The organism is Pseudoduganella sp. SL102, assembly GCF_027856995.1.
Taxonomy (GTDB): Bacteria; Pseudomonadota; Gammaproteobacteria; order Burkholderiales; family Burkholderiaceae_D; genus Rugamonas; species Rugamonas albidiflava.
The window spans coordinates 5,424,607-5,450,757 of sequence record NZ_CP115554.1; the positions used below are offsets into that span (position 1 = coordinate 5,424,607).

General features: G+C 67.8%; 17 protein-coding genes, 3 tRNA genes and 1 pseudogene. 8 read left to right on the plus strand and 13 right to left on the minus strand.

The genetic code is table 11. From position 1 onward, the window contains the following. The first annotated feature begins 147 nt into the window (after positions 1-147). Positions 148-1,578: an arylsulfatase gene (locus OU994_RS22795; RefSeq protein ID WP_281607813.1), complete on the plus strand. Its 1,431-nt coding sequence runs from the start codon at positions 148-150 to the stop codon at positions 1,576-1,578. 344 nt (positions 1,579-1,922) lie between these two features. Here the strand turns inward: OU994_RS22795 and OU994_RS22800 are convergent, their stop codons facing one another. Beyond that, positions 1,923-2,921, minus strand: coding sequence for a formylglycine-generating enzyme family protein (locus tag OU994_RS22800; protein WP_281607814.1), 999 nt, complete (start codon positions 2,919-2,921; stop codon positions 1,923-1,925). A 116-nt stretch (positions 2,922-3,037) separates the two neighbouring features. On the opposite strand from OU994_RS22800, the gene OU994_RS22805 reads away from it, so the two are divergent. Continuing rightward, positions 3,038-3,913: a MipA/OmpV family protein gene (locus OU994_RS22805; RefSeq protein ID WP_281607815.1), complete on the plus strand. Its 876-nt coding sequence runs from the start codon at positions 3,038-3,040 to the stop codon at positions 3,911-3,913. A gap of 24 nt (positions 3,914-3,937) precedes the next feature. Here OU994_RS22805 and OU994_RS22810 read toward each other — a convergent pair whose 3' ends face one another. From OU994_RS22810 to OU994_RS22825, 4 genes are all read right to left on the minus strand, one after another. Next, positions 3,938-4,468 (minus strand): type II secretion system protein, encoded by a 531-nt coding sequence (locus OU994_RS22810; protein WP_281607816.1) that lies wholly within the window; start codon positions 4,466-4,468, stop codon positions 3,938-3,940. Between the two features lie 230 nt (positions 4,469-4,698). Next, entirely contained in the window at positions 4,699-5,934 is a 1,236-nt protein-coding gene (locus tag OU994_RS22815) for an acyltransferase family protein (protein ID WP_281607817.1), read from the minus strand. A 133-nt stretch (positions 5,935-6,067) separates the two neighbouring features. Beyond that, positions 6,068-7,774, minus strand: a complete 1,707-nt coding sequence (locus OU994_RS22820; protein WP_281607818.1) for a DUF5060 domain-containing protein — start codon at positions 7,772-7,774, stop codon at positions 6,068-6,070. A 142-nt stretch (positions 7,775-7,916) separates the two neighbouring features. Continuing rightward, positions 7,917-8,567, minus strand: coding sequence for a glutathione S-transferase family protein (locus tag OU994_RS22825; protein ID WP_281611692.1), 651 nt, complete (start codon positions 8,565-8,567; stop codon positions 7,917-7,919). A gap of 149 nt (positions 8,568-8,716) precedes the next feature. Between OU994_RS22825 and OU994_RS22830 the strand changes: the two genes are divergently transcribed. Both OU994_RS22830 and OU994_RS22835 read left to right on the plus strand, forming a co-directional pair. Further along, positions 8,717-10,162 carry an NAD-dependent succinate-semialdehyde dehydrogenase gene (locus OU994_RS22830; RefSeq protein ID WP_281607819.1) on the plus strand — a complete coding sequence of 482 codons (1,446 nt, stop codon included), beginning with the start codon at positions 8,717-8,719 and terminating at the stop codon, positions 10,160-10,162. Positions 10,163-10,175: 13 nt separating this feature from the next. Beyond that, a pseudogene (locus OU994_RS22835) lies at positions 10,176-10,319 on the plus strand (LysR family transcriptional regulator); the annotation flags it as partial. 130 nt (positions 10,320-10,449) lie between these two features. On the opposite strand, the gene OU994_RS22840 reads toward OU994_RS22835, so the two are convergent. After that, on the minus strand, positions 10,450-11,370 hold the full coding sequence (locus tag OU994_RS22840) for a LysR family transcriptional regulator (protein WP_281607820.1): 921 nt from the start codon (positions 11,368-11,370) through the stop codon (positions 10,450-10,452). A gap of 87 nt (positions 11,371-11,457) precedes the next feature. On the opposite strand from OU994_RS22840, the gene OU994_RS22845 reads away from it, so the two are divergent. After that, on the plus strand, positions 11,458-12,435 hold the full coding sequence (locus tag OU994_RS22845; RefSeq protein ID WP_281607821.1) for an MBL fold metallo-hydrolase: 978 nt from the start codon (positions 11,458-11,460) through the stop codon (positions 12,433-12,435). A gap of 34 nt (positions 12,436-12,469) precedes the next feature. On the opposite strand, the gene OU994_RS22850 is transcribed toward OU994_RS22845, so the two are convergent. Beyond that, complete coding sequence (locus OU994_RS22850; protein WP_281607822.1) at positions 12,470-13,456, minus strand: zinc-binding dehydrogenase; 987 nt, start codon at positions 13,454-13,456, stop codon at positions 12,470-12,472. 209 nt (positions 13,457-13,665) lie between these two features. Here OU994_RS22850 and OU994_RS22855 point away from each other — a divergent pair, with 209 nt between their 5' ends. Both OU994_RS22855 and OU994_RS22860 read left to right on the plus strand, forming a co-directional pair. After that, complete coding sequence (locus OU994_RS22855; protein ID WP_281607823.1) at positions 13,666-15,936, plus strand: TonB-dependent siderophore receptor; 2,271 nt, start codon at positions 13,666-13,668, stop codon at positions 15,934-15,936. A 173-nt stretch (positions 15,937-16,109) separates the two neighbouring features. Continuing rightward, positions 16,110-17,390: an aminotransferase class V-fold PLP-dependent enzyme gene (locus tag OU994_RS22860; protein WP_281607824.1), complete on the plus strand. Its 1,281-nt coding sequence runs from the start codon at positions 16,110-16,112 to the stop codon at positions 17,388-17,390. 66 nt (positions 17,391-17,456) lie between these two features. On the opposite strand, the gene OU994_RS22865 is transcribed toward OU994_RS22860, so the two are convergent. The 6 genes from OU994_RS22865 to OU994_RS22890 all read right to left on the minus strand — a co-directional run bounded on the left by OU994_RS22865 (position 17,457) and on the right by OU994_RS22890 (position 23,373). Then, positions 17,457-17,532: transfer RNA gene (locus OU994_RS22865), tRNA-Gly, on the minus strand. Positions 17,533-17,583: 51 nt separating this feature from the next. Next, positions 17,584-17,659: transfer RNA gene (locus OU994_RS22870), tRNA-Gly, on the minus strand. A 51-nt stretch (positions 17,660-17,710) separates the two neighbouring features. Beyond that, a tRNA-Gly gene (locus tag OU994_RS22875) sits at positions 17,711-17,786 on the minus strand. 11 nt (positions 17,787-17,797) lie between these two features. Next, on the minus strand, positions 17,798-18,844 hold the full coding sequence (gene glk, locus OU994_RS22880; protein WP_281607825.1) for a glucokinase: 1,047 nt from the start codon (positions 18,842-18,844) through the stop codon (positions 17,798-17,800). Positions 18,845-19,002: 158 nt separating this feature from the next. Continuing rightward, positions 19,003-20,262, minus strand: coding sequence for a glycoside hydrolase family 6 protein (locus OU994_RS22885; protein ID WP_281607826.1), 1,260 nt, complete (start codon positions 20,260-20,262; stop codon positions 19,003-19,005). 78 nt (positions 20,263-20,340) lie between these two features. Beyond that, positions 20,341-23,373 carry a TonB-dependent receptor gene (locus OU994_RS22890; RefSeq protein ID WP_281607827.1) on the minus strand — a complete coding sequence of 1,011 codons (3,033 nt, stop codon included), beginning with the start codon at positions 23,371-23,373 and terminating at the stop codon, positions 20,341-20,343. Between the two features lie 484 nt (positions 23,374-23,857). Here OU994_RS22890 and OU994_RS22895 point away from each other — a divergent pair, with 484 nt between their 5' ends. Next, positions 23,858-26,098 carry a beta-glucosidase gene (locus OU994_RS22895; RefSeq protein ID WP_373922480.1) on the plus strand — a complete coding sequence of 747 codons (2,241 nt, stop codon included), beginning with the start codon at positions 23,858-23,860 and terminating at the stop codon, positions 26,096-26,098. The last annotated feature ends 53 nt before the right edge of the window (positions 26,099-26,151 follow it).

A 26,151-nucleotide genomic window follows, 5' to 3' on the forward strand; every position in this document is an offset into this window, starting at 1 on the left:
CGGCTACTACTTGTCAAGATGTAAAGTTTAACATGCTGGCGGGCAAGCGTCCGCACAGTTGCTCAGATAAAACCTTTACGATTGCTCAACAACTTGAGCAGGCGGCGTTTTTCCACGTGCTAACCTCGTGCGCTACGAGGAAAACACATGATCCGCAGAGAATTCATCGCCAGCGCGCTGGCCGCCATCGCCGCCGCCTCGGCCTCCACCTCCGGCTCCGCCTTTACCCTGAATGCGCCGCCGCCCGGCACCCGGCGCCCCAACATCATTTTCATCCTGGCCGACGACATGGGCTACGGCGACACGGCCGTGTATGGCCAGCGCCGCATCGCCACGCCCAACATCGACCGCCTGGCCAGGGAAGGCATGCGTTTTACCCAGGCTTATGCGGGCGCGCCCGTGTGCGGGCCGTCGCGCTGCGCGCTGATGACGGGCCTGCACACGGGCCACGCGCGCATCCGCGACAACACGGCGCTGGCCGGCGGCAAGCTGGGCACGAAGGGCAAGGGCAAGCAGCTGTGGCGCCGCCCGAACCTGCTGCCGGAAGACAAGACCGTGGCGCAGTACCTGCGCGATGCCGGCTACCGCACGGGCCTGATGGGCAAGTGGCACCTGGACGGCTTCGACCCGCAGGCCACGCCGATCCAGTTCGGCTTCGACGAGTTCAAGGGCTGGCTCACGCCGCTGGAGAGCACGCAGGGCTATTGGCCGGCGCAGCGCGTGCATGGAGAGAAGCTGGTCGATATTCCCGAGAACGCAAACGGCAAGCGTGGGCGCTACGACACCGCCATGATCACCGGCGATGCGATCGACTTCATCGAACGCCACAAGGCTGCGCCGTTCTTCCTGTACGCAGCCTACAACAGCCCGCATTCGCCGTTCACGGCGCCCGACTTCGGGCCGTATGCGGACCGTGCGGACTGGTCGAACGATGAAAAAACCTATGCGGCGATGATCCACTACCTCGACCTCGGCATCGGCCAGCTGCTCGACAAGCTGGCCGCGTCAAGCCTGGACAAGGACACGGTGGTCTTCTTCGCCTCGGACAACGGCCCGCGCTCGGAACCGACGACGCAGCAGACCCGGATCGCCGACTTCTTCGATTCGAACGGCGGCCTGACCGGCTACAAGCGCGACATGTACGAAGGCGGCATCCGCACGCCGTGGATCGTGCGCTGGCCGGGCAAGGTCGCCGCCGGCGCCGTCAGCGACGTGCCGGTGTATTTCCCGGACTTCTTGCCGACCGCGCTGGACCTGGCCGGCGCGCCGCGCGAAAAAAGCGATGGCGTGAGCTTGCGGCCGTTCCTCGCCGATGCGCAGCGCCAGGGGGAAGACCGCTTCCTGTACTGGGAGTTCTACGAGCCGGAATTCCGCCAGGTGGCGCGCTGGGGCAAGTGGAAGGCGCTGCGCATGAAGCGCGGCGGCCCGCTGGAACTGTACGACCTGTCGCGCGATCCGAAGGAAAGCACGAACGTCGCCGGGCAGCACCCGGACATCGTGAAGCGGATGGCCGACGGCATGGCGCGCGAACACGTCGCTTCCACCGAGTATCCGGACCCGCCGCCCGGCAAGGGCTAGTTGGGCCGGGAATGCCATTCAGCGTTCAGAATACCCGCAAAGACCCGGCGTTACCGTAATGCCGTTCATGTAAGGGTCATCCGGCACATTGAAAGCGCATGCATACACCCCAACAGCGAAGGGCTGGGGTCAGGAGGGAGTGCTGGCCTGCATGCCAGCACCGTTTCGCAGGCGCGAAGCATGCTTCGCGAAACCCCTGCTTCACCCCGCCGGGGCGTAGCCGGGGTTTCAAGGAGCATCGCTCCTTGCCGGCGTAGCGGTACTGGCCTGCCAGCCAGTACTCCACCCTGACCCCGGAATTTGCCCTTGGGGTGGGCTTTTCGGGGCGCTTCGAGACACCAGGCTCAGCCGGCCGGCCTGGCGCAGCGGAAGCCGATGTTCGAGGCGGCGCTGTCCGGCGTGTTCATGGTGCGCGCGGCGGGCCGGTAGCGGTTGCAGTACGACGCATGGCACAGGAAGGACCCGCCTTTCATCACGCGCGCGGTGCCGTGCGCAGGCCCCTGCGGATCCTGGCTCGGCGCGTCGCTGAAGCCGGTACTCCAGAAGTCGGCGCACCACTCCCAGGTATTGCCGGTCACCGAATACAGGCCATGGCCGTTCGGGGGAAAGGCGTCGACCGGGCTGGTGCCGGCAAAGCCGTCCTCGCCCGTGTCCTGTGCAGGGAATTCGCCCTGCCACACATTGCACAGGTGCCGGCCCCGCGGCGCCAGCTCGTCGCCCCACGGGTACAGTTTCTGTTCGAGGCCGCCGCGCGCGGCGTATTCCCACTGCGCCTCGGTCGGCAGGGCCGCCCCGCTCCACGCCGCATAGGCCATGGCGTCGTTCCAGGAGACGTGCACCACGGGATGCGTCATGCGCGTGTCGATGGATGAACCGGGGCCCTCGGGCGCCCGCCAGCAGGCGCCGCGCACCAGGCACCACCAGGGCGCCGCCGCCAGCGTGTCTTCCACCATTTCCTCGTAGCGTTCATCCGGTATCTGGCCCTGGAACACGAACGAGGTGCCGAAGCACTCCGCCTCGGTGACGTAGCCGGTGGCTTCCACGAACGCCGCGAAATCCGCGTTCGTTACCGGGTAGACGTCGATCGAGAACGGCGCCAGCGAAACGGGCCGCACCGGGCCTTCGCCATCGCCGGGATTCGAGCGGGCGTAGTCGGTGCCCATCAGGAAGGTGGCGGCCGGCAGCTGGACCATCGCACGGCGCGGTGGCACGGCAGCGGATTCCGATTCCAGGAGCGAGGGTGATGACGGCTGCTCCGATACGGCTGCAATACTGGACCCGGCGCGCGATGCGGCGCAGCAGGGTTTCGCGGGCGTGGCGGGAGTCGTGGGCTTGGTCGTCATGCGCGGTCGGCTGCGGAGGCAAAACCCGAGTATAAGGCCGGCACGCACCCCTTACTGTGGACGGTCACGCATGGTAATGTGCCGGCATTGTCATTTAGTCAGCCCCCACCATGCCCATGCCCCGCCTTTCATCTTCGACCTTGCTATCGACGTCCTTGCCGGCTTGCCTGTCGGCCTGCCTTGCCATGCTGGCGATGATGGCGCCCGCCGCCGCGCAGCAGGCGCCGGTGCCCGCCCCGGACCTGCCGCTGTGGGAACTCGGCGTGTTCGGCGGTGCCGCTTCCACGCCCGCCTATCCCGGCGCGGACGACCGCTCCGCACGCGGGCTCGTGCTGCCGCTCGTGATCTACCGCGGCAAGATCATCCGCGCCGACCGCTCCGGCGTCAGCGCGCGCCTGATCAACAGCGACCGGGTGGAGCTCGACCTGGGCTTCGCGCTGTCGCTGCCGGCCCGTTCCGACGACGTCGAGGCGCGCAAGGGCATGCCGGACCTGAACTCACTGCTGGAATTCGGGCCGCGCCTGAAGGTGCTGCTGGCCGAGCCTTCGCCGAACAGCCGCCTCCGGCTGGAACTGCCGCTGCGCGTGCCGCTGGAGTTGAGGAATGGCTTCGAGCGCCGCGGCCTCGTGTTCGAACCGCGCGTGGTGTTCGAGACCGGCGACGGCACCGGCAAGTGGCAGGCCGATGCCACCGTGGGCGCGGTGTACGGCAATGCGCGGCTGCACGCGTATTTCTACGACGTGGCGCCGCAATACGCCACTGCCGAACGGCCGGAGTACCACGCTTCGGGCGGCCTGCTGATGACGCGCCTCGGCCTGAGCCTGTCGCGCCGGCTGTCGCCGGACTGGCGCGTGTTCGGCTTCACCCGCTACGACAACCACAGCCACGCGGCCAACCGCGACAGCCCGCTGTTCCGCAAGACCAGCGGCGTCTCGGTGGGCGCCGGCTTCACGTGGACCATCCACCGGTCCGCGGCGCGGGCATGGGAATAAGGGGTCAGGCGCCAGCGGCCGGGATCAGCAGCTGTCCGACACGACCGTGACCACGGGCGGCCTGACGGCGTTGCCCGAGCCGCTGGCGCCCACGTATTGCGTGAAGCAGGCCAGCGCGGCCGGCGTGTTCGCCACCTTGACGGGGATCGCCGCGAAGGAGTTGTAGGGCAGCGCGGGCTGGGTGGCGGTTGCCGTGGCCGAACCGTAGCGGATGATGTAGTCGTCGAGGCTCAGGCCGGCCGCCGCCGCCGTATTGCCGCCGCCGGCCGGCGACGGATAACCGGCGACGAGCGTCACTTCCACGTCGTCGACGGTGACGGTTGCCGCACCCGGATCGATCAGCGCCTTGCCATGCACCAGCGTGGCACTGGTGACCAGCGCGCCCTTGACGGCCTGCAGCGAGGCGATGCGCGCATCCCTGCGCAGGTCCGCGAAGCGCGGCAGCGCGACGGCGGCCAGGATGCCCAGGATGACGATGACGGCGATCAGTTCGATCAGCGTGAAGCCGCCCTGGGTCTTCCCTCGGCGCAGGCGGGCGTCTGGCAGGTTCGGCATGTGTGAATTGCACGGTGACTGTGGATGGCGGGCGCACCCCGATGCTTCGGGTACTACGCTGCCGACACTTTAAACTGTTTCCACGAGGCATCGCAATGCCCTCCTTCCGCAAATCGCCGGATTGACGCGATGCGGCAACGGATGGGCTACGAGCGGATGCCGGACCGGCAACTGTGCAGCTTGGGCAAGCCGCGCCACCGGCGCGCCAGGCGCCGGCGGCCGTCCCGGATTCACGCGCCCGGCACCTGCCCTGCCGGGTTGACCGGCGCCACGCGCGCCGTGGCGGGATACTTCCGGCCGTTCAGGAACACGCCCATGAACGTGCGGCGCACCAGGAAGTGATAGGAGCCCACCAGGAGCGCCGCCGTGATGGCCAGGATCAGCGCCAGCTTGGCGGACCAGTGCAGCGGCCATGTCAGCATCCACGCCTGGAGCAGGAACACCACGGGCAAGTGCATCAGGTACATCCAGTACGAGGCGTCGGCCAGGTAGCGCCAGCGTGCCGACGGCGCGGCGAAACAGCGCTGCGCCACGCCGATGGCGCAGAAGGTGGCGCACCACATGCCGCCCAGGTAGGCGGCAAGGTACAGGGCCTGCCCGGTGGCGCCGAGCGGAAGGACCGCCAGCTTCGGCGTGGCGCCGGCAATGGCCAGCGCGCCGGCGATGCCCAGCAGCGCGCCCGCGCCATACAGCGGCCAGTCCCGCGCCAGCAGCTCCAGCGTGTCCTGCCGCCGGTGCAGGAACCAGCCGGCCAGGAACGCCCCGCCGTAGGCCAGCATGCTCGGCACGTTGGGCACCAGCCCCGCGATCGGCGACGGGATGCCCTGCCATTGCACCCACCACGGGGCGCCATGCAGCGAGGCGCCGATGGGCAGGGCCAGGATCAGCGGCGCCAGGCGGGTGCGGAACGACAGGTCGGCCAGGCGCCCGGCAGCGGAGCGCAGCGTTCCGCCGGTGTCGAACCTGGCGACCGCGGCGCGCAGCAGCACCACGACCAGGTAGATCACCAGCAGCATGTACAGGAACCACAGGTGCCCCCACGGTACCGGCGGCCCGATGATCGGCATCGGATATTCGACCTTCCCCGCCGCCTTGATGTCCAGCTGGCGCGCGCCCCACACCATGGCGACGACGATCGACGGCATGACCACGAAATAGAACGCGACCAGCGGCAAGGCGATCCGGCGCAGGCGGTTGCGGAGCAGGCCGCGCGTGCCGAGCTTCTGGTGCAGCAGGCGCGCGAAGAAGCCGGCGAGCAGGAAGAACAGCGGCATCCTGAACAGATGGATGACATAGTAGACGATACCCAGGCCGGTACTGGTCGAGGCATCGGAAATCGGCCAGCCAGCTTCCCGGTAGCCCGGGAGGAAGGACATGATCGCATGCAGGAGGATGCCGATCAGCAGCGCGCTGGCGCGCAGCGCATCGAGATGGTGGAAGCGCCGTTCGTCGGTCTGGATGTCCATGGGGTCCGTTCGCGTGGATTTTCACGTACGACATGCCTGGCACGGATCGGCTTGCATTCCTGCCAGGTGCCACAGCTTACGGCTGCCCTGTCGCCTCTGTCCAGAAAAAGCGGTGGCGCCTGTCCATGGCGGCCTACAGTTCTTCTTCGACGATCGCGCCGGCGGCGGGCTTGCGGGCAGGCTCGGGCGCGGCCTTCGGCATGTCGCCGACGCGCTGGATGCGCAGCGCCATGTACGGCCTGCCCGGCAGCTTGATCACCCGGTTGTCGACGTCGGCTACCCGGTAGCGCGGCGGTTCGCCGATCTCGAACGCGTCCGGCACGGGCGTGACCGTCATGTTCCAGGTATCGATGATGTCGGCCCTGAACTTCATCCCCTTGCGCAGGCCCTTGACCGGCAGCACGAACGGGAATTCGGCGGGCTTATCGTCGCCGAAATAGTAAAGATAGTATTCGCCCGGCTCGCCGGCGGCATTCATCACGAACAGCTGGTCGATCGGCGCGAGCCCCCGCCGCGGCCCGGCCTCGACGATCTTGCGCAGGAAGCCGATGCGTTCCGGGCTGGTGCCGGCCAGCTGGCCGCCGCCGGCGATCCAGCCGCGCACCTTGCCCGATTCCAGCACTTCGCCGTGCGTGGCATACGCGCCGCCGACCAGCGCGACCCAGAAGCGGCGCGTCAGTTCCTCGCCGGACAGCTGGCCCCAGCGGCTGGGCGAGTTGCCCTCGTAGTTGATCTCGTCGTGCACGATGGGCTTGCGGTACATGTCGCGCAGCATCGGCGACACGCCGAACACCTTCACGGCGTTGTAGTACTGCAGGCTCACGTGGGTCACCCACGGCTTGTTGTAGTCGTAGATGCGGTCGGCGTTGTGGATCGAGCGCAGGTGCTGGTACGGGTCGTACTTCTGCACGATCTGGAAATAGCGGTCGAAATCCTCGTCCGCCAGGTGCCGGATGTAGCTGTTCTCGTTGGCCAGGCTCCACCAGATGTTCTGGAACGCGGCGAAGCGTGCCACCATGTAGCGCACGAAGCGCTGGTTGACGGCGTCGCTGGTCGTGTCGAAGCCCCACTGGCCCTTGTCGTAGGGCCGGAACAGGATCAGGTCGACCTGGATGCCCAGGTCGGACAGCCGCTTGACGTCGCGTTCCAGGCTGCGGAAATACGCCGGGTTGAAGCGCGAGAAATCGAAATTGTCGCGAGAGGTACCGACGAACGGAAACTCGGTCAGCTTTCCAGGGCCTTCGACATAGCCCGGCTTGTACGGCGGTACCGCCAGCATGCGCGCCTTGTTGAACGGCGCCTTCTTCAGCGTGGCGAGCGTTTCCAGCTTCTTCGGCTCCGGCTGGAACGCCCACTCGTAGATCGTGGTGCCGAACGGCCGGAACGGCGTGCCGTCCGCATGCGCGAAGTGATGCGTGTCGGCCACGCGGACCGGCCCCTTGTTCGCGCCTTCGACGGCCGTGAACGCACCCTTCTTGCCGTCCAGGTCGGGATGGTTGCTGTGCGTGACATACGTCCACTGCCCCGCGGCGGGCGGCATGAAGCGCACGCGGTAGGTGCCGTGGCCGTCGTAGAAACCTTCCGGCGTGTAGCGCTCGCCGCCGCGCGTGAACGTGGCGGTCAGCTCCAGGTCGATGAACGGATTACCGGCGTCCTTGCCTTTCAGGACGACTTCGTACATGCCGTATCGTTCCACGCGCTGCTGGGCGGCGGCCGGGATGCACACGGCCCATGCGCACAGCAGCAGGGCCAGGAGAAAAGCCGGCAGGCAGGCGAACAGGTCGCCGGAGAAGCGGGCGTGCGCGTACATCGCCGCGCGCTGCGGGAAAGGTCGTGCCATGCCGTGGAGGTCTCCGTCTTATTGTTCAGCAGCAGCTTGTTCGATGCCCTGGCCACCGTAGCAGAGCCATGCCGGGAACTCAAGCATCCGGGCCCTTGCAATCAAGTCCGTGATTGCCGCGCCCAACCAGCGTGCCGTTGGCTCAGCCGGACGCTGTACGCGCGTTGACCGCCAGCTGGGCGGCGAACGCGCGCCGGTAGGCCTGCCGCGCCTCGCCCCGGGCGACATAGGCGGCCAGGTTCGGATACTCGTCCAGCATGCCCGACGATCTCGCCCTGAGCAGCACCGACACCATCATCAGGTCGCCCGCGCTGAACGGGCCGTCCAGCCATTCGGCGTCGCCCAGGCGCGTGGCAAGCAGGTCCAGGCGATCGCGCACCCGCGCCTCCACCAGCGGCAGGCGTTCGGCATACCAGGGCTTGTCGCGTTCCTCCAGCATGACGGTGGACAGTTCGACGATCGGCGGCTCCACGGTATTGAGCGCGGCGAACAGCCACGCGATCGCGCGCGCCTTCGCATGGGCGTGGTGCGGCAGCAGCCCCGCGTGGCGTTCGACGATGTGCAAGACGATCGCGCCGGACTCGAACAGGGCGAGATTGCCTTCCTCGTAGGTGGGAATCTGGCCGAACGGATGCAGCGCCAGGTGGGCCGGCTGCTTCATCGCCTGGTTGGCCACCAGGCGGACCTTGTACGGCTGCCCGGTTTCCTCCAGCGCCCAGCGCACGCGCACGTCCCGCGCAAGTCCCTTGCCGCCGTCGGGCGAATGTTCGAAGGCGGTAATGGTGATGGTCATCATGCGTCTCCTCTCAGGCAAAGCGGCCATCCGCGCAGCAGCCGTTCCATTGCGAGTATAAACGAGGGTGGAGGACGCCCCTGGCACACTTGCCTGCAGGAGATCGGCGTACGAGGTAACATCGTCATCCCCACAACGAGGTTTTTTCCATGACTACGCCTAGCTATCCAGATACCCGTCTCCTCATCGCCAACGAGTGGATCGACGCCACCGGCGGCAAGACCATTCCCGTGATCAATCCCGCCACCGGGCAGCCGATCGGTACCGTGGCCCACGCCAGCGTGGCCGATCTCGACCGCGCACTGGCGGCCGCCCAGCAAGGCTTCGAAGCCTGGCGCGTGGTGCCGGCGGCAGAGCGCGCCGCCATCATGCGCCGCGCCGCGAACCTGCTGCGCGAGCGGGCCGGGGACATCGCCCGCCTGCTGACCCAGGAACAGGGCAAGCCGCTGGCCGAAGCCAAGGGCGAAGCGCTGGCCGGCGCGGAAATCATCGACTGGTTCGCCGCCGAAGGCATGCGCGTGTATGGACGGATCGTCCCGTCGCGCAACCCGGCCGCGCAGCAGCTGGTGCTGAAGGAACCGGTCGGCCCGGTGGCCGCCTTCACGCCGTGGAACTTCCCGATCAACCAGATCGTGCGCAAGCTGTCCGCCGCCCTGACCACCGGCTGCTCGTTCCTGTGCAAGGCGCCGGAAGAAACCCCGGCATCGCCGGCCGCGCTGCTGCAATGCTTCGTCGACGCGGGCCTGCCGCCGGGCGTGGTGGGCCTGGTGTTCGGTGACCCGGCCGAGATTTCCGGCTACCTGATTCCGCATCCGGTGATCCGCAAGGTGACCTTCACCGGTTCCACGCCGGTCGGCAAGCAGCTGGCCGCGCTGGCCGGCAAGCACATGAAGCGCGCGACGATGGAACTGGGCGGCCATGCCCCGGTCATCGTTGCCGAGGATGCCGACGTGGCGCTCGCCGTGAGGGCCGCCGGCGCGGCGAAGTTCCGCAACGCCGGCCAGGTGTGCATTTCGCCCACCCGCTTCCTGGTGCACAACGCGGTCAAGGCCGAGTTCACGCGCGCCTTGGTGCAGCACGCCGAAAGCCTGAAACTGGGCGACGGCCTGCACGAAGGCACCACGCTGGGCCCGCTGGCCAACGCGCGCCGCGTCAGCGCCATGTCGCAGGTGGTCGAGGATGCCAGGGCCAAGGGCGCAGTCGTCGCCACCGGCGGCCTGCGGGTCGGCGATACGGGCAACTTCTTCGCGCCGACGATCCTGGCCGACGTGCCGCTGGACGCGAGCATCTTCAACGACGAGCCATTCGGCCCGGTGGCCGGCATCCGCGGCTTCGACAGCCTGGAAGACGCCATCACCGAAGCGAACCGCCTGCCGTACGGACTGGCCGGCTACGCGTTCACCCGTTCGATCAAGAATGCCCAGTTGCTGATGAACCGGATGGAAGTGGGCATGCTGTGGATTAACCAGCCGGCCACGCCGAGCGCCGAACTGCCGTTCGGCGGCATCAAGGACTCCGGCTACGGTTCCGAAGGCGGCCCGGAAGCGCTGGAGTCGTACCTGAACACCAAGGCGGTGTCGATGGTCGGCGTGTAAGGCGACCTGACGCGCCATCGGCGACCAGAACCAGCTGATCCACCTGCTGAAGAACTTCGCGATGGCCGGTGGCCTGCTGCAGGTGGTGGCCTTCGGCGCCGGCGCCTTCAGCGTGGACCAGCGCCTGGCCCGCCCGGCCGCCCGCCAGTTCGCCTGATCCGGTCCCGGCACCCGCTTCATCCAGCATCCCGCGCGGCCCCGCCGCGCGGGATTTTTCATTGGCGCTGCCGCCCGGACAGCGCCTTCTACATTTGGCGCTCCCGTCCGGACAGCGCCTTTTCCATTGCCTACTCCCGCGCCACCTCGGCGATCACACCCAGCAGCCACGTCAGCGCCGGGTCGCGCTCGCGGCGGGCATGGCCGATCGCGCTGACGTCGAACGCCGGCAGCGCGACCGGCACGGCGCAGGACACCAGGTCGGGCCACAGGGGCGCCAGCACTTCCGGCGCCGTGCCGATCGCGGGGCTGTGGCGCAGGATTTCGGGCACCAAGGCGAAGCGCGGCGTCACGTAGCGCACGTCGCGGCGCAGGCCCTGCGCGGCAAGCTGCTCGTCCGCCGCGCTCTCGAAGGCGGCGCGATAGCTGACCAGCACGTGCGGATGGGCCGTGTAGTCCGCCAGCGCCAGCGTGCCGCGCCGGCGCGTCCTGACCAGTGCGGGATGAAAGAAGCAGCGAAAACCCATCGTGCGCAGCGGCGTGTATTTCTGCCAGCGCGGGCCTTCGCGGAACGCGCCGACGCCCAGGTCGATCTCGCCCGCCTCCAGCATCGCCGTGCCCGTAACCGGGTCGCAGACCTTCACTGCGATACGTACGCCGGGCGCTTCCACGCGCACCCGCTCGAACAGGCGTGGCATCAGCCACAGCTCGACCCAGTCCGGCATGCCCAGCGTGAACGTGTGCTCCGCCGTGGCGGGATCGAAGGCCGCGGACTCGAACAGCGCCGCCTGCACCTCGCCCAGCGCCGGCGCCAGCGCCGCTTCCAGCGCCAGGGCCCGCGCCGTCGGTTCCATGCCGTGGGCGCCGCGCACCAGCAATTCGTCGCCGAACAGTTCGCGCAGCCGGGCCAGCGCGCTGCTGGCGGCGGGCTGGCCGATGAACAGCTTGCGCGCCGCGCCGGAGACGCTGCGCTCCCGCATCAGCACGAGAAACGTGACGAGCAGGTTCAGGTCCACGCCACGGAAATTGCGTTCGTTGATAGTGGAAATCATGACAATCGATTTGATTGATATTCGTCCAGCTTACATCATGGCGGCATCGCTGCGCGGACGCGCGGCACGAACGATGGAGAGACTGCCATGAACAAGACGAAGAAACTGATGACGATCCTGCTGGCCGGCGCCGCGTTCGCAGGCGCGCCCGGCATGCCGGTGGCGCAGGCCGCCGCACCGATGGTGCTGGCGCAGGCGCCCGGCTACTACCGCATGATGGTGGGCAGCGCCGAAGTGACGGCCATTTCCGACGGCACGGTGACGATCCCGCTGGACCAGCTGCTGACGAATACGACGCCGGCGCAAGTGAACACCCTGCTCGCCCGCAGCCACCTGGGGCCGCAGGTGGAAACCTCGATCAACGCCTACCTGGTCAACACGGGAACGCACCTGGTGCTGGTCGACACGGGCGCCGGCAAGCTGTTCGGCCCCGGTGCCGGCGGGCGCCTGCAGGAAAGCCTGCGCGCCGCCGGCTACGCGCCGGAACAGGTGGATGCGGTGCTGGTCACGCACGTGCACGGCGACCATTCGGGCGGGCTCGCGGCCAATGGCGCGGCGCTGTTCCCGAACGCCACGGTGTACGTGAACCGGCACGATGCGGAGTTCTGGTTCGACCCGGCCAACAAGCCGCGCGCCGCGGAAAACCAGCGGGCGGGCTTCGACCAGGCCGCGGAGCAGTTCGCGCCCTACCGGGCAGCGGGGAAAGTGAAGACGTTCGACGGCGCGGAGGAATTGCTGCCGGGCCTGTCCACGCGGCCGGCCGTGGGCCATACGCCGGGCCATACCGTGTATGTGCTGAAGAGCGGGGGCAAGGAACTGCAGTTCTGGGGCGACCTGCTGCACGCGAAGGATGTGCAGTTCGCCGCGCCGGACATCACGATCCGCTTCGACGTGGATTCGCCGGCGGCGGCCCGCCAGCGCAAGGCCGCGTTCGCGGACGCGGCCCGGCGCGGCTACCTGGTGGCCGCCGCGCACACGCCGTTCCCTGGGATCGGCTACGTGCGCACCGCGGGCACGGCGTTCGACTGGCTGCCGGTGCCGTACACCGCGCTGGCAACGCGCTGACGCTGCTTTTTACACGGCGCCTTGACGTGACTTCTTACGCTACCTCTTCCGGCACCAGGATCGCGGCGCCCGACAGGCGGCGCGCGGCGATGTCCTCGTGGGCGCGCGCGGCATCGGCCAGCCGATAGCGGGTCGCCGTTACTTCGCCGAACACGCCATCGCGCATCGCGGCGAACAGCGTGGCGCTGGCCCGTTCCAGGCTGGCGCGCTCGCCCACGTACTGCCCGGTGCTCGGCTGGATGTAGCGGATGCCGCGTGCCGCCAGCGCGGCCTTGTCGACGGCCGGGCTGCCCGACGCGTTGCCGACGTGGACGAGGTAGCCGCCATCGCGCAGCGCTTCCACCGACTGGGCAAACGTGTCCTTGCCCACCAGTTCATAGACGACCTCCACGCCGAAGCCGCCGGTGAGTTCGCGCACCTTCGACGCCAGCGCCGGATCGTCCGACAGCAGCACGTGATGCGCGCCGTGGGCCTGCACGGTCGCGGCCTTGGCGGCCGAGCCGGCAGCGGCGATCACGGTGGCGCCCAGCGCCCTGGCCCAGCGCGCCACCATCGAGCCCACGCCGCCGGCCGCGCCATGCACGAGCACCGTTTCGCCGGCCCGCAGCTGGTGGGCGCCGAACAGCATCATCCAGGCCGTGAGGCCTTTCGTGAACGTGGCGGCGGCGCTTTCGGCACTGACTTCCTTCGGCAGGCGCACCAGCTGCTGCGCATCGATCAGCCGTTCGGTCGAGTAGGCGCCGAAGGCAAAGAAGTACGCCACGCGGTCGCCCGGCTGCACGGTCGTGACGCCCTCGCCCACCTGCACCACGACACCCGCGCCTTCGACGCCCATCGCCAGCGGCAGCGGCAGCGGCATCTTGAACGCGCCGGAGCGGAACAGCGTATCGACGAAGTTGACGCCGATCGCCTCCTGCCGCAGGCGGACCTGCCCGGGGCCGGGATTGCCGATATCGGCGGCGGCTTCGTACTGCATCACGGAAGGGTTGCCGGTTTCGCGGGCGATGACCTGGTGGATCATGATGTGCTCCTGGCGAGTGGTTGACGGGTTCATCATAGTGGCCACTCGCGGGAGGGTAAACGCGGCATTGAAGGCTTCACTGTTCCCATAATGCTGATAATGCACCAGCTGATTTGCGGATCCTGACTGGCCGGAACGCAATTCTCTATTGATATTGCATTATCAATCTCATATAGTAGCACTGCTTGGGCGAACTCCCCGATCGAGCCATGCACTCGCGCTGGCTTTGCCGGGATGCCACCGCCGCGCGCCACCCGGTGCTGCCCGCCTGGCATGGGCGCCTCTCAATCCATCACGACATCATGAAGAAAAACATCGTTCCCCTGCTCGCCGGCGCCATCGCCGCCAGCCCGATGCCGCCGGCCAGCGCCGACGAACAGCCGATCGCCACCGTCACCATCACCGCCGCGACCAGGCCGGCCTTCGATACCGTGGCCGATGCCGGCTCGCGGCTCGGGCTGACCTTGGCCGAGACCCCGGCATCGGTCGAGGTGATCGACCGCGCGCTGATGGAACAGCGCGGCGCGCGCACGCTGGAGGATGCACTGGGCGGCGCCGTGGGCATGACGGTGGGCGGCAACCCCGGCTCGCCCGGTGTCGCCTCGACCCGCGGTTTCACGGGCGGCTTCATCACCTACCTGTACGACGGGGCGCGCATCTCGACCGCCACCATGTCGACCCGGCCGCAGGACAGCTGGAACTACGAACGCATCGAAGTGCTGAAGGGCCCTTCCTCGGTGCTGCATGGCGAGGGCGGCATCGGCGGCGCCGTCAACTTCGTGCCGCGCCAGGCCCGCCGCGAAGCCAGCGCCGAAGCCCTGCTGTCCGTGGGCAGCTACGGCGCGCGGCGAGCGGCATTCGGCCTGGGCGGGGCGGCCGGCAGCGCCAGCGCCTGGCGCATCGACCTCAGCCACAACCGCCACGATGGCTGGATCGACCGCACCGGCCAGAAACTGACGCACCTGACCGCGGCCTGGCAGACCACGTTCCGCCCCGGCTTGCGGCTCGACCTGTCGCTCGACCGACTGCGCGACGACCTCGGTGCCTATTACGGCACGCCGCTGATCCCGGCGGCGCTGGCGGGCGCGCCGACCGGCGCCGTCAGCGATCCGGCCGGGCGCGTCATCGACCGCCGCGTCGCCCGGATCAACTACAACCTGCTGGATGCCGTGATGGACGCCGACAGCCTGTGGCTGCGCGCCAGGCTGAGCTGGGAACCGGCACCCGGCTGGACCCTGCGCAACGAGCTGTCGCGCTACGATGCCGACCGGCTGTGGCGCAATGCGGAAGGCAATGTCTTCGGCGCGCCGGCGAACATCGTGCGCACCCAGAGCCACGTGAGCCACGCGCACCGGGTGTGGAGCGACCGCGTCGACCTGGGCTACCAGGGCACGCTGGCCGGCCTGCGGCACCGCTTCGTCGCCGGCGTGGAACTGACCCATACCGCGTTCGCCAGCGACCGCCGCTTCTCGGACGGTTCGGCCACCACCCGGGCGGCACTGCAGGTCGACCTGTTCGATCCGGACCAGGGCCACTACGACGACAGCCGGGCCCTGACCACCGGCCCCGGCAACCGCGCCCTGCTGCGCACGCGGGTGCGCACCGCCGCCGTGTTTGCCGAGGATGCGTTGACGCTCGCCCCCGAGCTGACGGTCGTCACCGGCCTGCGCCGCGAAACCATCCGCCTGGAAAACGAGGTCGACGACCTCGACCTCGCCGCCAGGACCGCGTTCGCCAGGCGCTACCGGCCAACGTCGGCGCGCGCAGGCGTGGTCTGGGAAGTCTGCCCGGGAACGTCGCTGTACGGCCAGGCCGGCACCGCGGCGGCACCGGTAGGCAGCTCGAACCTGCTGCTGATGAACGCCGCTAGCGCGGCCTATCCGCTGACTCGCGGACGGCAGTTCGAGGTCGGCATCAAGCAGCGCCTGGCGGGCCGTTTCGATTGGAGCGCCGCGCTGTACCGGCTGCGGCAGACCGATGTGCTGTCGCGCGATCCGGACCAGCCGAATCTCACCGTCAACAATGGCAGGATCTCGTCGCGCGGCGTCGAACTGTCGGCAAGCTGGCACGCCAGCCCGGCACTGAGCCTGGCCGGCAACCTGTCCGTGCTGGATGCGCAGTACGACACGCTGGTCGAGGCCGGCGGCGTGTCGCGCGTGGGCAAGCTGCCGGTGAACGTGCCGGAGCGCACCGCGCGGCTGTGGAGCGATTACCGCATCGCCGGCCTCGACCTGGCGGTCGGCGCTGGCCTCAGCTACACGGGCGAACGCTATGCGGACAACGCCAATACCGTGCGAATGAACGGCTATGCGCTGGCCGATGCGTATGCCAGGTGGCGTACCGGGCCGGCCAGGGTGACGCTGCGGGTGCGCAACCTGACCGACCGCCTGTATGCCAAGTGGACCGGCTCCAGCGCCGCCAACCAGATCGTGCTGGGCGATCCGCGCACCGTCGAGCTGACGGCCGACTTCAGCTTGTAGATCCTGAACGCCTTCAACCGCCGGGGCGACGGACACCGGCGCGAGCACCGATACCGGATCGCGCCGCCATTGTCGCTGCCCCATCAGCGGGATTCCCCGGCCCGGCCGGGGTACGTATCATCGATCCGGCCCGGCGCCCTGCCTTGCCGCCACCACCACCAAGAGGAGCATCCATGAATTCTTTCGTCCAACGGCGCCGCGCCTTGCTGCGCAGCGCCGCCAGCCTGGCCGCGGGGCTGGCGGCAGCCGGAAGCGCCAGGAGCGCTGTTCCGGCGACCACCACGGCCCCGGTGCGCGACTGGCAGCAGCTGGCCGCCAGCTATGACGTGGCCAGCGAATTCGTCAACCTGGAGAACGCCTACTTCGGCATCATGGCGCGGCCGGTGGCAGAGGACTTCAAGCGCAATATCGATTACCTGAACCGCTACAACTCGCATTTCCTGCGCCGCGATTTCGACCGCGACGGCATCGAAGCCATCCGCGCCCAGCTGGCGGCGCATGCGGGCGTGGCGACCGGCGAACTTGCCATCACGCGCGGCGCCACCGAGTCGCTGCAAAACCTGATCTGCAACTACCGGCTCGTGAAGCCGGGCGAGACGGTCATGTACGGCAATCTCGACTACGACACGATGATCGATGCGATGAACGACCTGGCCCGCCGCAGCGGCGGCGGCGCGGCGGCGGTGCAGATCCCGGAGCCGGCCAGCCGCCAGAACGTCATCGATGCGTATGAACAGGCCTTGCGCAGGCACCCGCGCACCCGCCTGCTGCTGCTCACGCACGTCAGCCACCGTACCGGGCTGGTGATCCCGGTGGCGGAGATCGTGCGCATGGCCAAGGCGCGCGGCGTGGACGTGATCGTCGACGTGGCGCAATCCTGGGGCCAGCTGGATTACAGGATCCCCGACCTGGGCGCCGATTTCGTCGGCGCCAACCTGCACAAGTGGATCGGTGCGCCGCTCGGCCTGGGCTTCCTGTACATCCGCGAAGCGCGCCTGGAGGATATCGGCGTGCAGGCCGGCGCGACGAACTTCCCCGCGACGGACATCCGTTCCCGCGTCCATGCCGGCACGGTCAACATGGCAGCGATCATGACGATCCCGGCGGCGCTGAAGTTCCATGGACAGGTTCCGCTGGAGGAACGGGCGGCCCGGCTGCGCGGGTTGCGCGACGACTGGGTGCGCCAGGTGATCGACGTGCCGGGCGTGCAGATCCTGACGCCCGAGGAGCCGGGGATGAGCGGCGCGGTCACGTCGTTCCGCCTGCGCGGGCGCACCGGGTTCGAGGACAACGTGGCGCTGTCACGGCGCCTCGCCGACGAGTTCGGGATCTTCACCGTGGCGCGTTCGGGGCCGGCGGGCGGCAGCTGCATCCGCGTGACGCCGTCGTACTTCACGCGCGGCGCCGACCTGGCGAAGCTGGCGGCGGCCATCCGCCAGCTGGCGCCAGCGTAGGCGATTCGTCGCATTGAATGCGGAGATGCAAAAAGGCAGCCACATGGGCTGCCTTCTCTTGAATCCTGGAGCGGGAGAAGAGTCTCGAACTCTCGACCTCAACCTTGGCAAGGTTGCGCTCTACCAACTGAGCTACTCCCGCATGGAGTGGTGATGCATGAAGCCGTGATACCGTGCGCGGTTCCAGGGAAACTGGAGCGGGAGAAGAGTCTCGAACTCTCGACCTCAACCTTGGCAAGGTTGCGCTCTACCAACTGAGCTACTCCCGCATGGAGTGGTGATGCATGAAGCCGTGATACCGTGCGCGGTTCCAGGGAAACTGGAGCGGGAGAAGAGTCTCGAACTCTCGACCTCAACCTTGGCAAGGTTGCGCTCTACCAACTGAGCTACTCCCGCGCGGAGCAGAACTATACCAGAGGAGCCGGCGGTTTGCCAACCCGGGCGTTCAGACGTTCCGAAAGGATCGCCGAGAGCCCGGCGAAGGCGGGATGGTCGGCCGTGATGACGCAGGTGGGAATCGCACCGAGATAGCGCTCGAAACGGCCCTTCTTCTCGAAGCGCGCGCGGAACGAGGAGCGGTCGAAGCGCTCGCCGAGCCTGGTCACGATGCCGCCCGCGATGTACACGCCGCCGCGCGCGCCCAGCGTCACCGCCAGGTTGCCGGCCACGGTGCCCAGCATGCCGCAGAAGGCCTCCACCGTCTCGTCGCACAGCAGGCAGCTGCCGCGCAGCGCGCGTTGCATGATGTCGGCGACGGACAGCGGTTCGGCGGGCACGCCACGCAAGTCCGCCAGGGCGCGGTAGACCAGTTCGATGCCGGGCCCGGACATCAGCCGTTCGGCCGACACGTCGCCGAATTCGCGCCGGGCAAAGCGCAGGATGGCGATCTCCGTGTGATTGACCGGCGAAAAGCTGGCATGGCCGCCTTCCGATGGCAGGGCCGCCCAGCCCGCGGCCGTGGGGATCAGGCCCGAGACGCGCAGCCCAGCATCGGCGCGGATCAAACCCAGCGGCGTGTCGGGCACGGCGCAGCCCCCTCCCACCTGCCACTTCCGGTTGTCCAGGTACGGCAGCGCCCGGGCCAGTGCCGCGAAATCGTCGACCACGGCCAGCACGTCGAAGCCGCACTCGTCGCGCAGCCCGGCAACCGAAAATTCCCAGTGAAGGTCGGTCATGCGCACGACATCGCCGATGACCGGGCGGGCGACCGCGATCGCGCCATGGCGCACCACCGGCGCGGCCGCGGCGACTTCGGCTTGCGACAGGTAGGCGCGCAGTGCCGCCGCCAGCGTCGGATAGGCCAGGCATGGCAGGACCTGCACATGGCTTGCCCGGCCCGGCCCCGCTTCCAGCGCGAAGCGCACATGCGTGCCGCCCACGTGTGCCAGCAGGCGCGGTCCATCACGGAAATCGGCGAGGTGGTCGGGAGTGGAGAATGTCGGTGTCGTAGGCATCGGCGGAGCTATCGTCAGGCAGGCCGGGTACGCGACCGGGCCAGGGATCAGGAAAGACAGGCGGGGCGCATCCGGCAGTACCGCCCGTCTTGCATATTATCCATGCGACGGCCGGCGCAGCCCCCGCGGTGCAATGCGGCGCGGCGCCAGCCGGCGCATCAATACCCGTGGATCATCTTGAAGGCCATCTCGGGCAGGAAGGTACCCGCCGCCGCCGCGCAGCCATCGGCTTCGCCCGGCGCCTTGACCCACAACGTCATGGCAGGCTGGCTACCCACCGCATTCACGCGCGGGGGCACGCCGATCTTGCGGCCCGGCGGATCGCACCACTCGCGACCGTCCGGCCCTGCGCCATTGCGGCTGGTATCGACGACGAACGGCTTGCCCCAGCCGGCCTGCTGGCGCAATGCCTGGCTGACGGCGATGCCGTAAGGATTGCTTTCCCCGTCGGTGCGATAGTTCGACACGTTCAGCGCAAAGCCCTCGGCGCTCGCGATGCCGGCCTGGACGAGGCGTGCCGCCGCCTCGGCAGGCTCCAGCCAGTCGCTGTTGCCGATGTCGATGTACAGCGCCGTGCGTGGCGCACGCTCGTTGAACTGGGCCACCGCGTGGCGGAACAGCTGCAGCCGCGTCGCCTTGCCGGCGGCATCCAGGCAGTCCAGCTGCGGCAGTGCATCCGGTTCGAGCACCACCACGGCTTCGCGCGGGCCGATCGCATTGGCGAAGGCACGGATCCAGTCCTGGTAGGCCCCCGCGGAACCGGCGCCGCCGGCGCTGTGCTGGCCGCAATCGCGTGCCGGGATGTTGTAGGCGACCAGCACCGGCACCCGCCGCGCGGCCGCCGCGGCGCCGACATAGCTGCCCACCGCGTTGCCGATGTCGCCGCTCCAGCCGCCGAACCACTTCGCGGCGGGCTGGTCCGCAATGCGCGGGCCGATCTCGGCGGCGCGGCCATCGCCGGCATTGTCGCGCACCCAACGTGCAGCGGCCGACTGCGGGTCGCTGTACAGGTTCGGGCTGGGTCCCTGGATCGTGCAATGGGCTCCCCCGACCGTGATCTTGCCGGGAACCGGCCGCGCGCCGGCATACGCCAGCGGCATGCCGAAGCCGATGCTGGCGCCAGGCGCGATCGATGGACGTCCGCCGTCGTCGGTGGCCGTTACCCGGCCGCCCGCGACCGCGACCCGCGCGCCCCACGGTGCACTGGCCAGCGTGACCGCGCTGCCATAGTCCCACGTGACGTTCCAGCCGCTGACGGTATTGCTGCCGGTATTGGTGACGACGATGTCGACGACGAAGCCGTTGGCCCAGTCGTCGCGCGTGGCATACGTTGCGGCGCATGTCGGCGCGGCGCTGGCGGCACCGCTGGCAAGCAGGACGAGCGTGGCCAGGGCTGGCCGGAATACGGTATGCATCATGGATTTCTCCTGTCGTTATGTACTGCGTCTCCATTCAGGCCGGCCAGGTGGCCGGCCTGTCGTGCAACACCCGCTGGCTCAGAAGTCGTAACGCAGCTGCGCCGTGTAGCGCGGCCCCGTCTTGAACCAGGTGTGGTTCATGTTGCCGATATGCTGGTCCATCGTCTGCCGGAACTTCACATCGGTCAGGTTCTGCGCTTCCAGGCCGATCGACAGCTTCTCGGTCAGCTTGTAGAAGATCGAGGCGTCGATCTGGCCATATGCTTCGGCCCACAAGGGCAAGCCCCAGGCCAGGTTCTCGGCACCGTAGGTCGGGCTGGCCGGATTGGTATCCTTGCCGTCGGTGCCGCGCGCACCCCAGGCATTCACCGACTGCAGGCTGCGTGAACGCCAGCTGTAGGCAACGCGCGCCGAGACCGGGCCGCGGTCGTACATCAGCGACAGGTTGGCACTCTGGCGCGACAGGCCCTGCAGCGGCAGGTTGCCGAACACGCGGCCATCGGTATCGCAGCCGTTGATGTTCAGGTTCAGGTTGGCGGCACCGTCGGCGCTGCCGCTGCAGTATTCCGAATACACCGGGTTGTACAAATCGCGCGCGCTGTCGACGAACGTGAAGCTGGCCTGCACGCCGATGCCCTTCAGCCAGCCGGGCACGTTGTCGTAGTACTGCTGGTAAGCCAGTTCGAAGCCGCGCGCATGGCCCTTCGCGCCATTGACCGGCGACGTGGTGGCGAAGCTGTGCATCGCGCCCGTTGAATCCGGCAGTTCGACACTGACCATCTGGTCGACGACGATGTCTTTCAGGCGCTTGTTGAACACGGCCAGCGTCAGCGAGCCGCCCGGCGCAAAATACCACTCGGCAGTCAGGTCCAGCTGGGTCGACAGGGTCGGCTTCAGCATCGGATTGCCGGAGGCTTCGCCGGTCAGGCTGACGCTATCGATATTGACCGCGCCGGTGGCCGGATTGACGCTGCTGTCGACCTGCTGCGACAAGCGGTTGTAGGCCTGCAGCCGGCCGAAGTCGGGCCGCGACATGGCCTTCGCCAGGGCCAGGCGGAATTGCCAGCCGCCCGTGCCCTTCAGCCGCAGGTTCAGGCTCGGCAGCACGTTGCTGTACGCATGCTCGAAGTCGGCCTGCTGCGAGAGCGCCTTGATGTCGGGGATCGGCATGCCCGTCACGGCGGCGCCCGGCGGAATCGATACCACGTTCGGCGTGAACACGGTGTAGCCGGCCGCGCGCATGTCGGTCTTCACGTAGCGCACGCCGATATTGCCGTCCACCGGATACTTCAGCTCATCGAAGCCGAAACGCAGCTGGGTATAGAACGCCCTGGTCTTTTCGGCCACGTCGTTGATTTCGGCCGGGTCGGTGCCGAAGGTAGCGCGCTTCCACGGCTCGCAGGTACCCCAGCCCTGGGCGGCCGCCTGCTGCTCGCACAGGACGGTGTGGTAGCCGTGCAGCGTGGCATAGCTGTCGGGATAGCCGCGGGCCAGGCTGTCGCTGGGGAACACCGCCGCGGGCACCGATGCGTCGCCGTTGAAGAAATTGCTGAACGGATGGACGCGCACCTCGTTGTTGAAGCGGGGATCGCCCAGGTAGGCCAGCGTGGGGATGTTCCAGCCCAGCATATAGGGCTGGGTGATGGCCTGCCAGTTGTAGCTGGGGTTCGAGTTCTGAGTCAGCGACTTGCGGTCGGTGAAGCGCACGCCGAAACGCACGTCGCGCAGCACCGCGTGATCGAAGTTGTACTGCACGTCCGTCCTCCACACGTTGTTGCTGGCCGTCGAGCGGTCCAGGTGCTCCATCGTGTAGGCCCAGTAGTAATTGTTCGGATCGGCGATGGCGGCGCGGTCCGCATCGTCGAAGTGCAAGGTCGGCAGCTTGGTCGTCAGGTCGATGCCCTGCTTTTGCAGCAGCATGCCGGTGGCGACGTCGGAGTCCAGCGAACTGGTTTTGGCCCGGATGCGCTGCACGTCGTTGCGGATTGTCCAGTCCTGGTTCACGCGCCATTGCACGTTCCACGCAATATCGGTGGTCGACGAACTGCGGCCCGAGACGCGGCGGTCGGGGTTCAGGTTGATGCCGCCGTGTTCCGGGTCCGATAGCGTGCCGGACAGCAGGGCGCCGTTCGCATCGTAGACCCCGTTGGCCACCTGGATCGCGTACGGCGTGGTGTGCTTCATCAGCATCGCCTGCTCGCTCCAGCTGTTCTCGTAGCTGGACTTGAAATACGTCAGCGACGTGGAGAGGTCGCGGTTCGGCCGCCACTGCGCCGCGGCGTACTGGCCCTTGCGCTCGCGCTCGAATTCCATTGTGCGCCACGTGACGCCGGTTGGCACCCACACGATGCGTCCGGGCACCAGGTTGTCACGCGGGTAGTACGGCTCGATCTGGAAATTGTCGGTGCGGGTGTCGCTCTGCGACCTGGCGAAATCCACCAGCAGGCCGAACTCGCCGAAGCGCGTTTTCCACCGGTCCGACAGCAGCAGCGACGTCGACGGGGTGGGCTTGCCCTCGCGCAGCGTGGAGTACGACATCTGCCCCGAGACCGATCCCTTGAAACCCTTGAAGTCGAACGGCATCGCCGTGCGCAGGTTGACCAGGCCGCTGATCGCACCTTCGATCTGTTCCGCCGACGGGTTCTTGTACACATCCACGCCGGCCATCAGCTCGGGCGGCACGTCTTCGAAGCTGAGGGACCGGGCACCATTGGCGGAGAACGAGTCGCGTCCATTCAGTTCGGAGCGCACGTAGTTCAGGCCGCGGATCGCCACCCCGGAACCTTCCACCGCATAGTGTTGCGGGTCGCCGGACATGCTGCGATCGATCGTGACGCCGACCACGCGCTGCAGCACTTCCGTCACGGAACGGTCGGGCAGCTTGCCGATGTCCTCGGCATTGATGGAGTCGACGACTTCGTCGGCATCCTGCTTGATCTTCTGGGCAGACTGCAGCGCGGCGCGCTGGCCCGACACTACCACCACGCTGGCATTCGCACTGGCCGTGCCCTCCGTGGACGAGCTGGCCGACTGGGCCAGTGCGACGCCGCCCGACAGGGCCGCGATATGGGATACCGCGATAGCCATCGCGGTTTTCTTGACGTGTTTCATTCTGTCTCCGATGCAGAAGATGTTTTTATCGAGCAAGTGCCTGCTCTTGTTGGCGTCGCGGATTCGCCGCGCGCCGCAGGTCGTTGAAATCGTTTTCACACCCACGCAAAGAAAACCCGAAGGTGTCCTCGGGCAATGAATGCGGTTGTGCGGCATGGTGGGATTTTCACCAACGCGCTTATGAAAACGAATTCAGGAAGCGAAACTTACTGGCAACCGTGACGTTCCGTCAACAGCTTTGTTTAGTGGAAATCACTAAACGTAGTAAAAATACGAATTTTCGTGAAATATCAGGCGGGCTGCTACGCCGCCCCTTGACATTACGCCAGACGATCACGAAACTGCGTTGAAATCGATTTCACGGGCCCTTTTCTCTTCTTTTTTGCGTGTTTCGGCAGGCCATATTCCGGTCTGGCACGAGCGAGAGCTCAACCATGCAGGGCGTACCTTGACAACATTTCGAATAATTCACGGAGACAAACGGATGAGACAACTCAGCATGATCATGAAGCACCGCGCGAAGCACCGCGTACAACACGGCGCCCTGGCCCTGACGCTCATCGCGTCCGCTGTCCACGCGATGGCTGCCGACGCCTTTGCCGACAATCCCAAGGCGGACCCCGACCAGCGCGCACGCGCCGCGGTCGCCGCGATGACGCTGGATGAAAAGATCCAGACCGTGTTCGGCTATTTCTCCACCGATTTCAAGGGCACGGCAAAGCCGAAGGAAGGCGTGCCATTCACCGCCGGCTTCATCCCCGGCGTGCAACGCCTGGGCATCCCGCACCAGCAGTTGACGGACGCCGGCACCGGCGTCGCCTCGCAGCCGAATCCCTCGCCGCGCCAGCGCACCGCCCTGCCGGCCGGCATCGCCACGGCGGCCAGCTGGAATCCTGCGCTCAGCTACGCAGGCGGCGCCATGATCGGCAAGGAAGCGCGCCTGTCCGGCCACAATGTGATGCTGGCCGGCGGCGTCAACCTGCAGCGCGAACCCCGCAACGGCCGCAACTTCGAGTACGCCGGCGAAGATCCCTTGCTGAGCGGCGTGATCGCCGGCGAGCAGATCCGCGGCATCCAGTCCAACCACCTGGTCGCCACCGTCAAGCACTTCGCCTACAACGACCAGGAAACGGGCCGCTTCAAGGTGAACGTCAAGATCGGCGATGCGGCGGGCCGCATGTCCGACCTGCTGGCCTTCCAGATCGCCATCGAGCGGGGCAATCCGGGTTCCGTCATGTGCGCCTACAACCTGGTCAACGGCGCCTACGCCTGCGAGAACGACCACCTGCTCAACAAGGTGCTCAAGCGCGACTGGGGCTACAAGGGCTATGTGATGTCCGACTGGGGCGCCGTGCACTCGACCATCCCGGCCGCGCTGTCCGGCCTGGACCAGCAGTCCGGCTGGCCGTTCGACCAGTCGCCGTACTTCAACGGCGCACTGAAGGAAGCAGTGGAGAACGGCCACGTGCCGCAGTCCAGGCTGGACGACATGGTGCAGCGCATCCTGCGCGCCATGTACGCCAACGGCGTGATGGAACACCCGGTGCAGGTCGAACCGGAGAAGATCGATTTCGCCGCCAGCGCGCAGGTCTCCCAGCAGGCCGCCGAGGAAGGCATCGTGCTGCTGAAGAACCGCAACGGCGTGCTGCCGCTGGCCGGCACGCAGCGCACCATCGCCATCATCGGCGGCCATGCCGACGTGGGCGTGCTGTCGGGCGGCGGTTCCTCGCAGGTCTATCCGATCGGCGGCTCGCCGGTGCCGAACGAAGGTCCGAAGACATTCCCCGGCCCGATCGTCTACCTGCCCTCCTCGCCGATGCAGGCGCTGGCCAAGCGCCTTCAGGCGAAGCTCGTCTATCACGATGGCAAGGATGCGGCGGCCGCCGCCCGGCTGGCCGCGTCCAGCGACCTGGCCCTGGTCTTCGCCACGCAGTGGACCGCCGAGAGCATCGACCAGCCCGACCTGTCGCTGCCCAATGGCCAGGACGCGGTGATCGCCGCCGTGGCGGCCGCCGGCAAGCCCACCGTGGTGGTGCTGGAAACCGGTTCGCCGGTCACCATGCCGTGGCTGGCCAATGTCGACGCGGTGGTGCAGGCCTGGTACCCGGGCAGCCGCGGCGGCGAAGCGATCGCCCGCGTGCTGACCGGCGAAGTGGATGCCTCCGGCCGCCTGCCGGCGACCTTCCCGATGTCTGTGGACCAGCTGCCGCGCCCCGTGGTGGACGGTACCGGACTGCCGGAAGGCAGCCGCTTCACGACCGACTACGACATCGAAGGCGCGGCGGTCGGCTACAAGTGGTTCGACAAGAAGGGGCACAAGCCGCTGTTCGCCTTCGGCCACGGCCTGTCTTACACCTCGTTCAAGTACACCGGCCTGGCCGCGGCGGCGAAGGATGGCGCGATCGACGTGTCGTTCAGCGTGACCAACGACGGCAAGCGCGCCGGCAAGGCGGTGCCGCAGGTGTACGTGAGCAAGGCCGGCAGCGGCTGGGAGGCGCCGAAGCGCCTGGGCGGCTGGGACAAGCTGGCATTGCAGGCCGGCGAAAGCCGCGCCACCCGCGTCGCCATCGACCCGCGCACGCTGGCCGTGTTCGACAGCGCCAGCGGCAAGTGGAAGATCGCCGCCGGCGAATACACCGTGATCCTCGCCGAGGCGGCCGATGCACCGGTGGCGACCGTCAAGGTGCGCCTGCCGGCTCGCGAGTTCGCGGCTGGCGGCCGCTGACCCGGCTATCCAGTTAGCGGTTGAACCTGGGGTCCGAGACGCCGCGCGCGGAC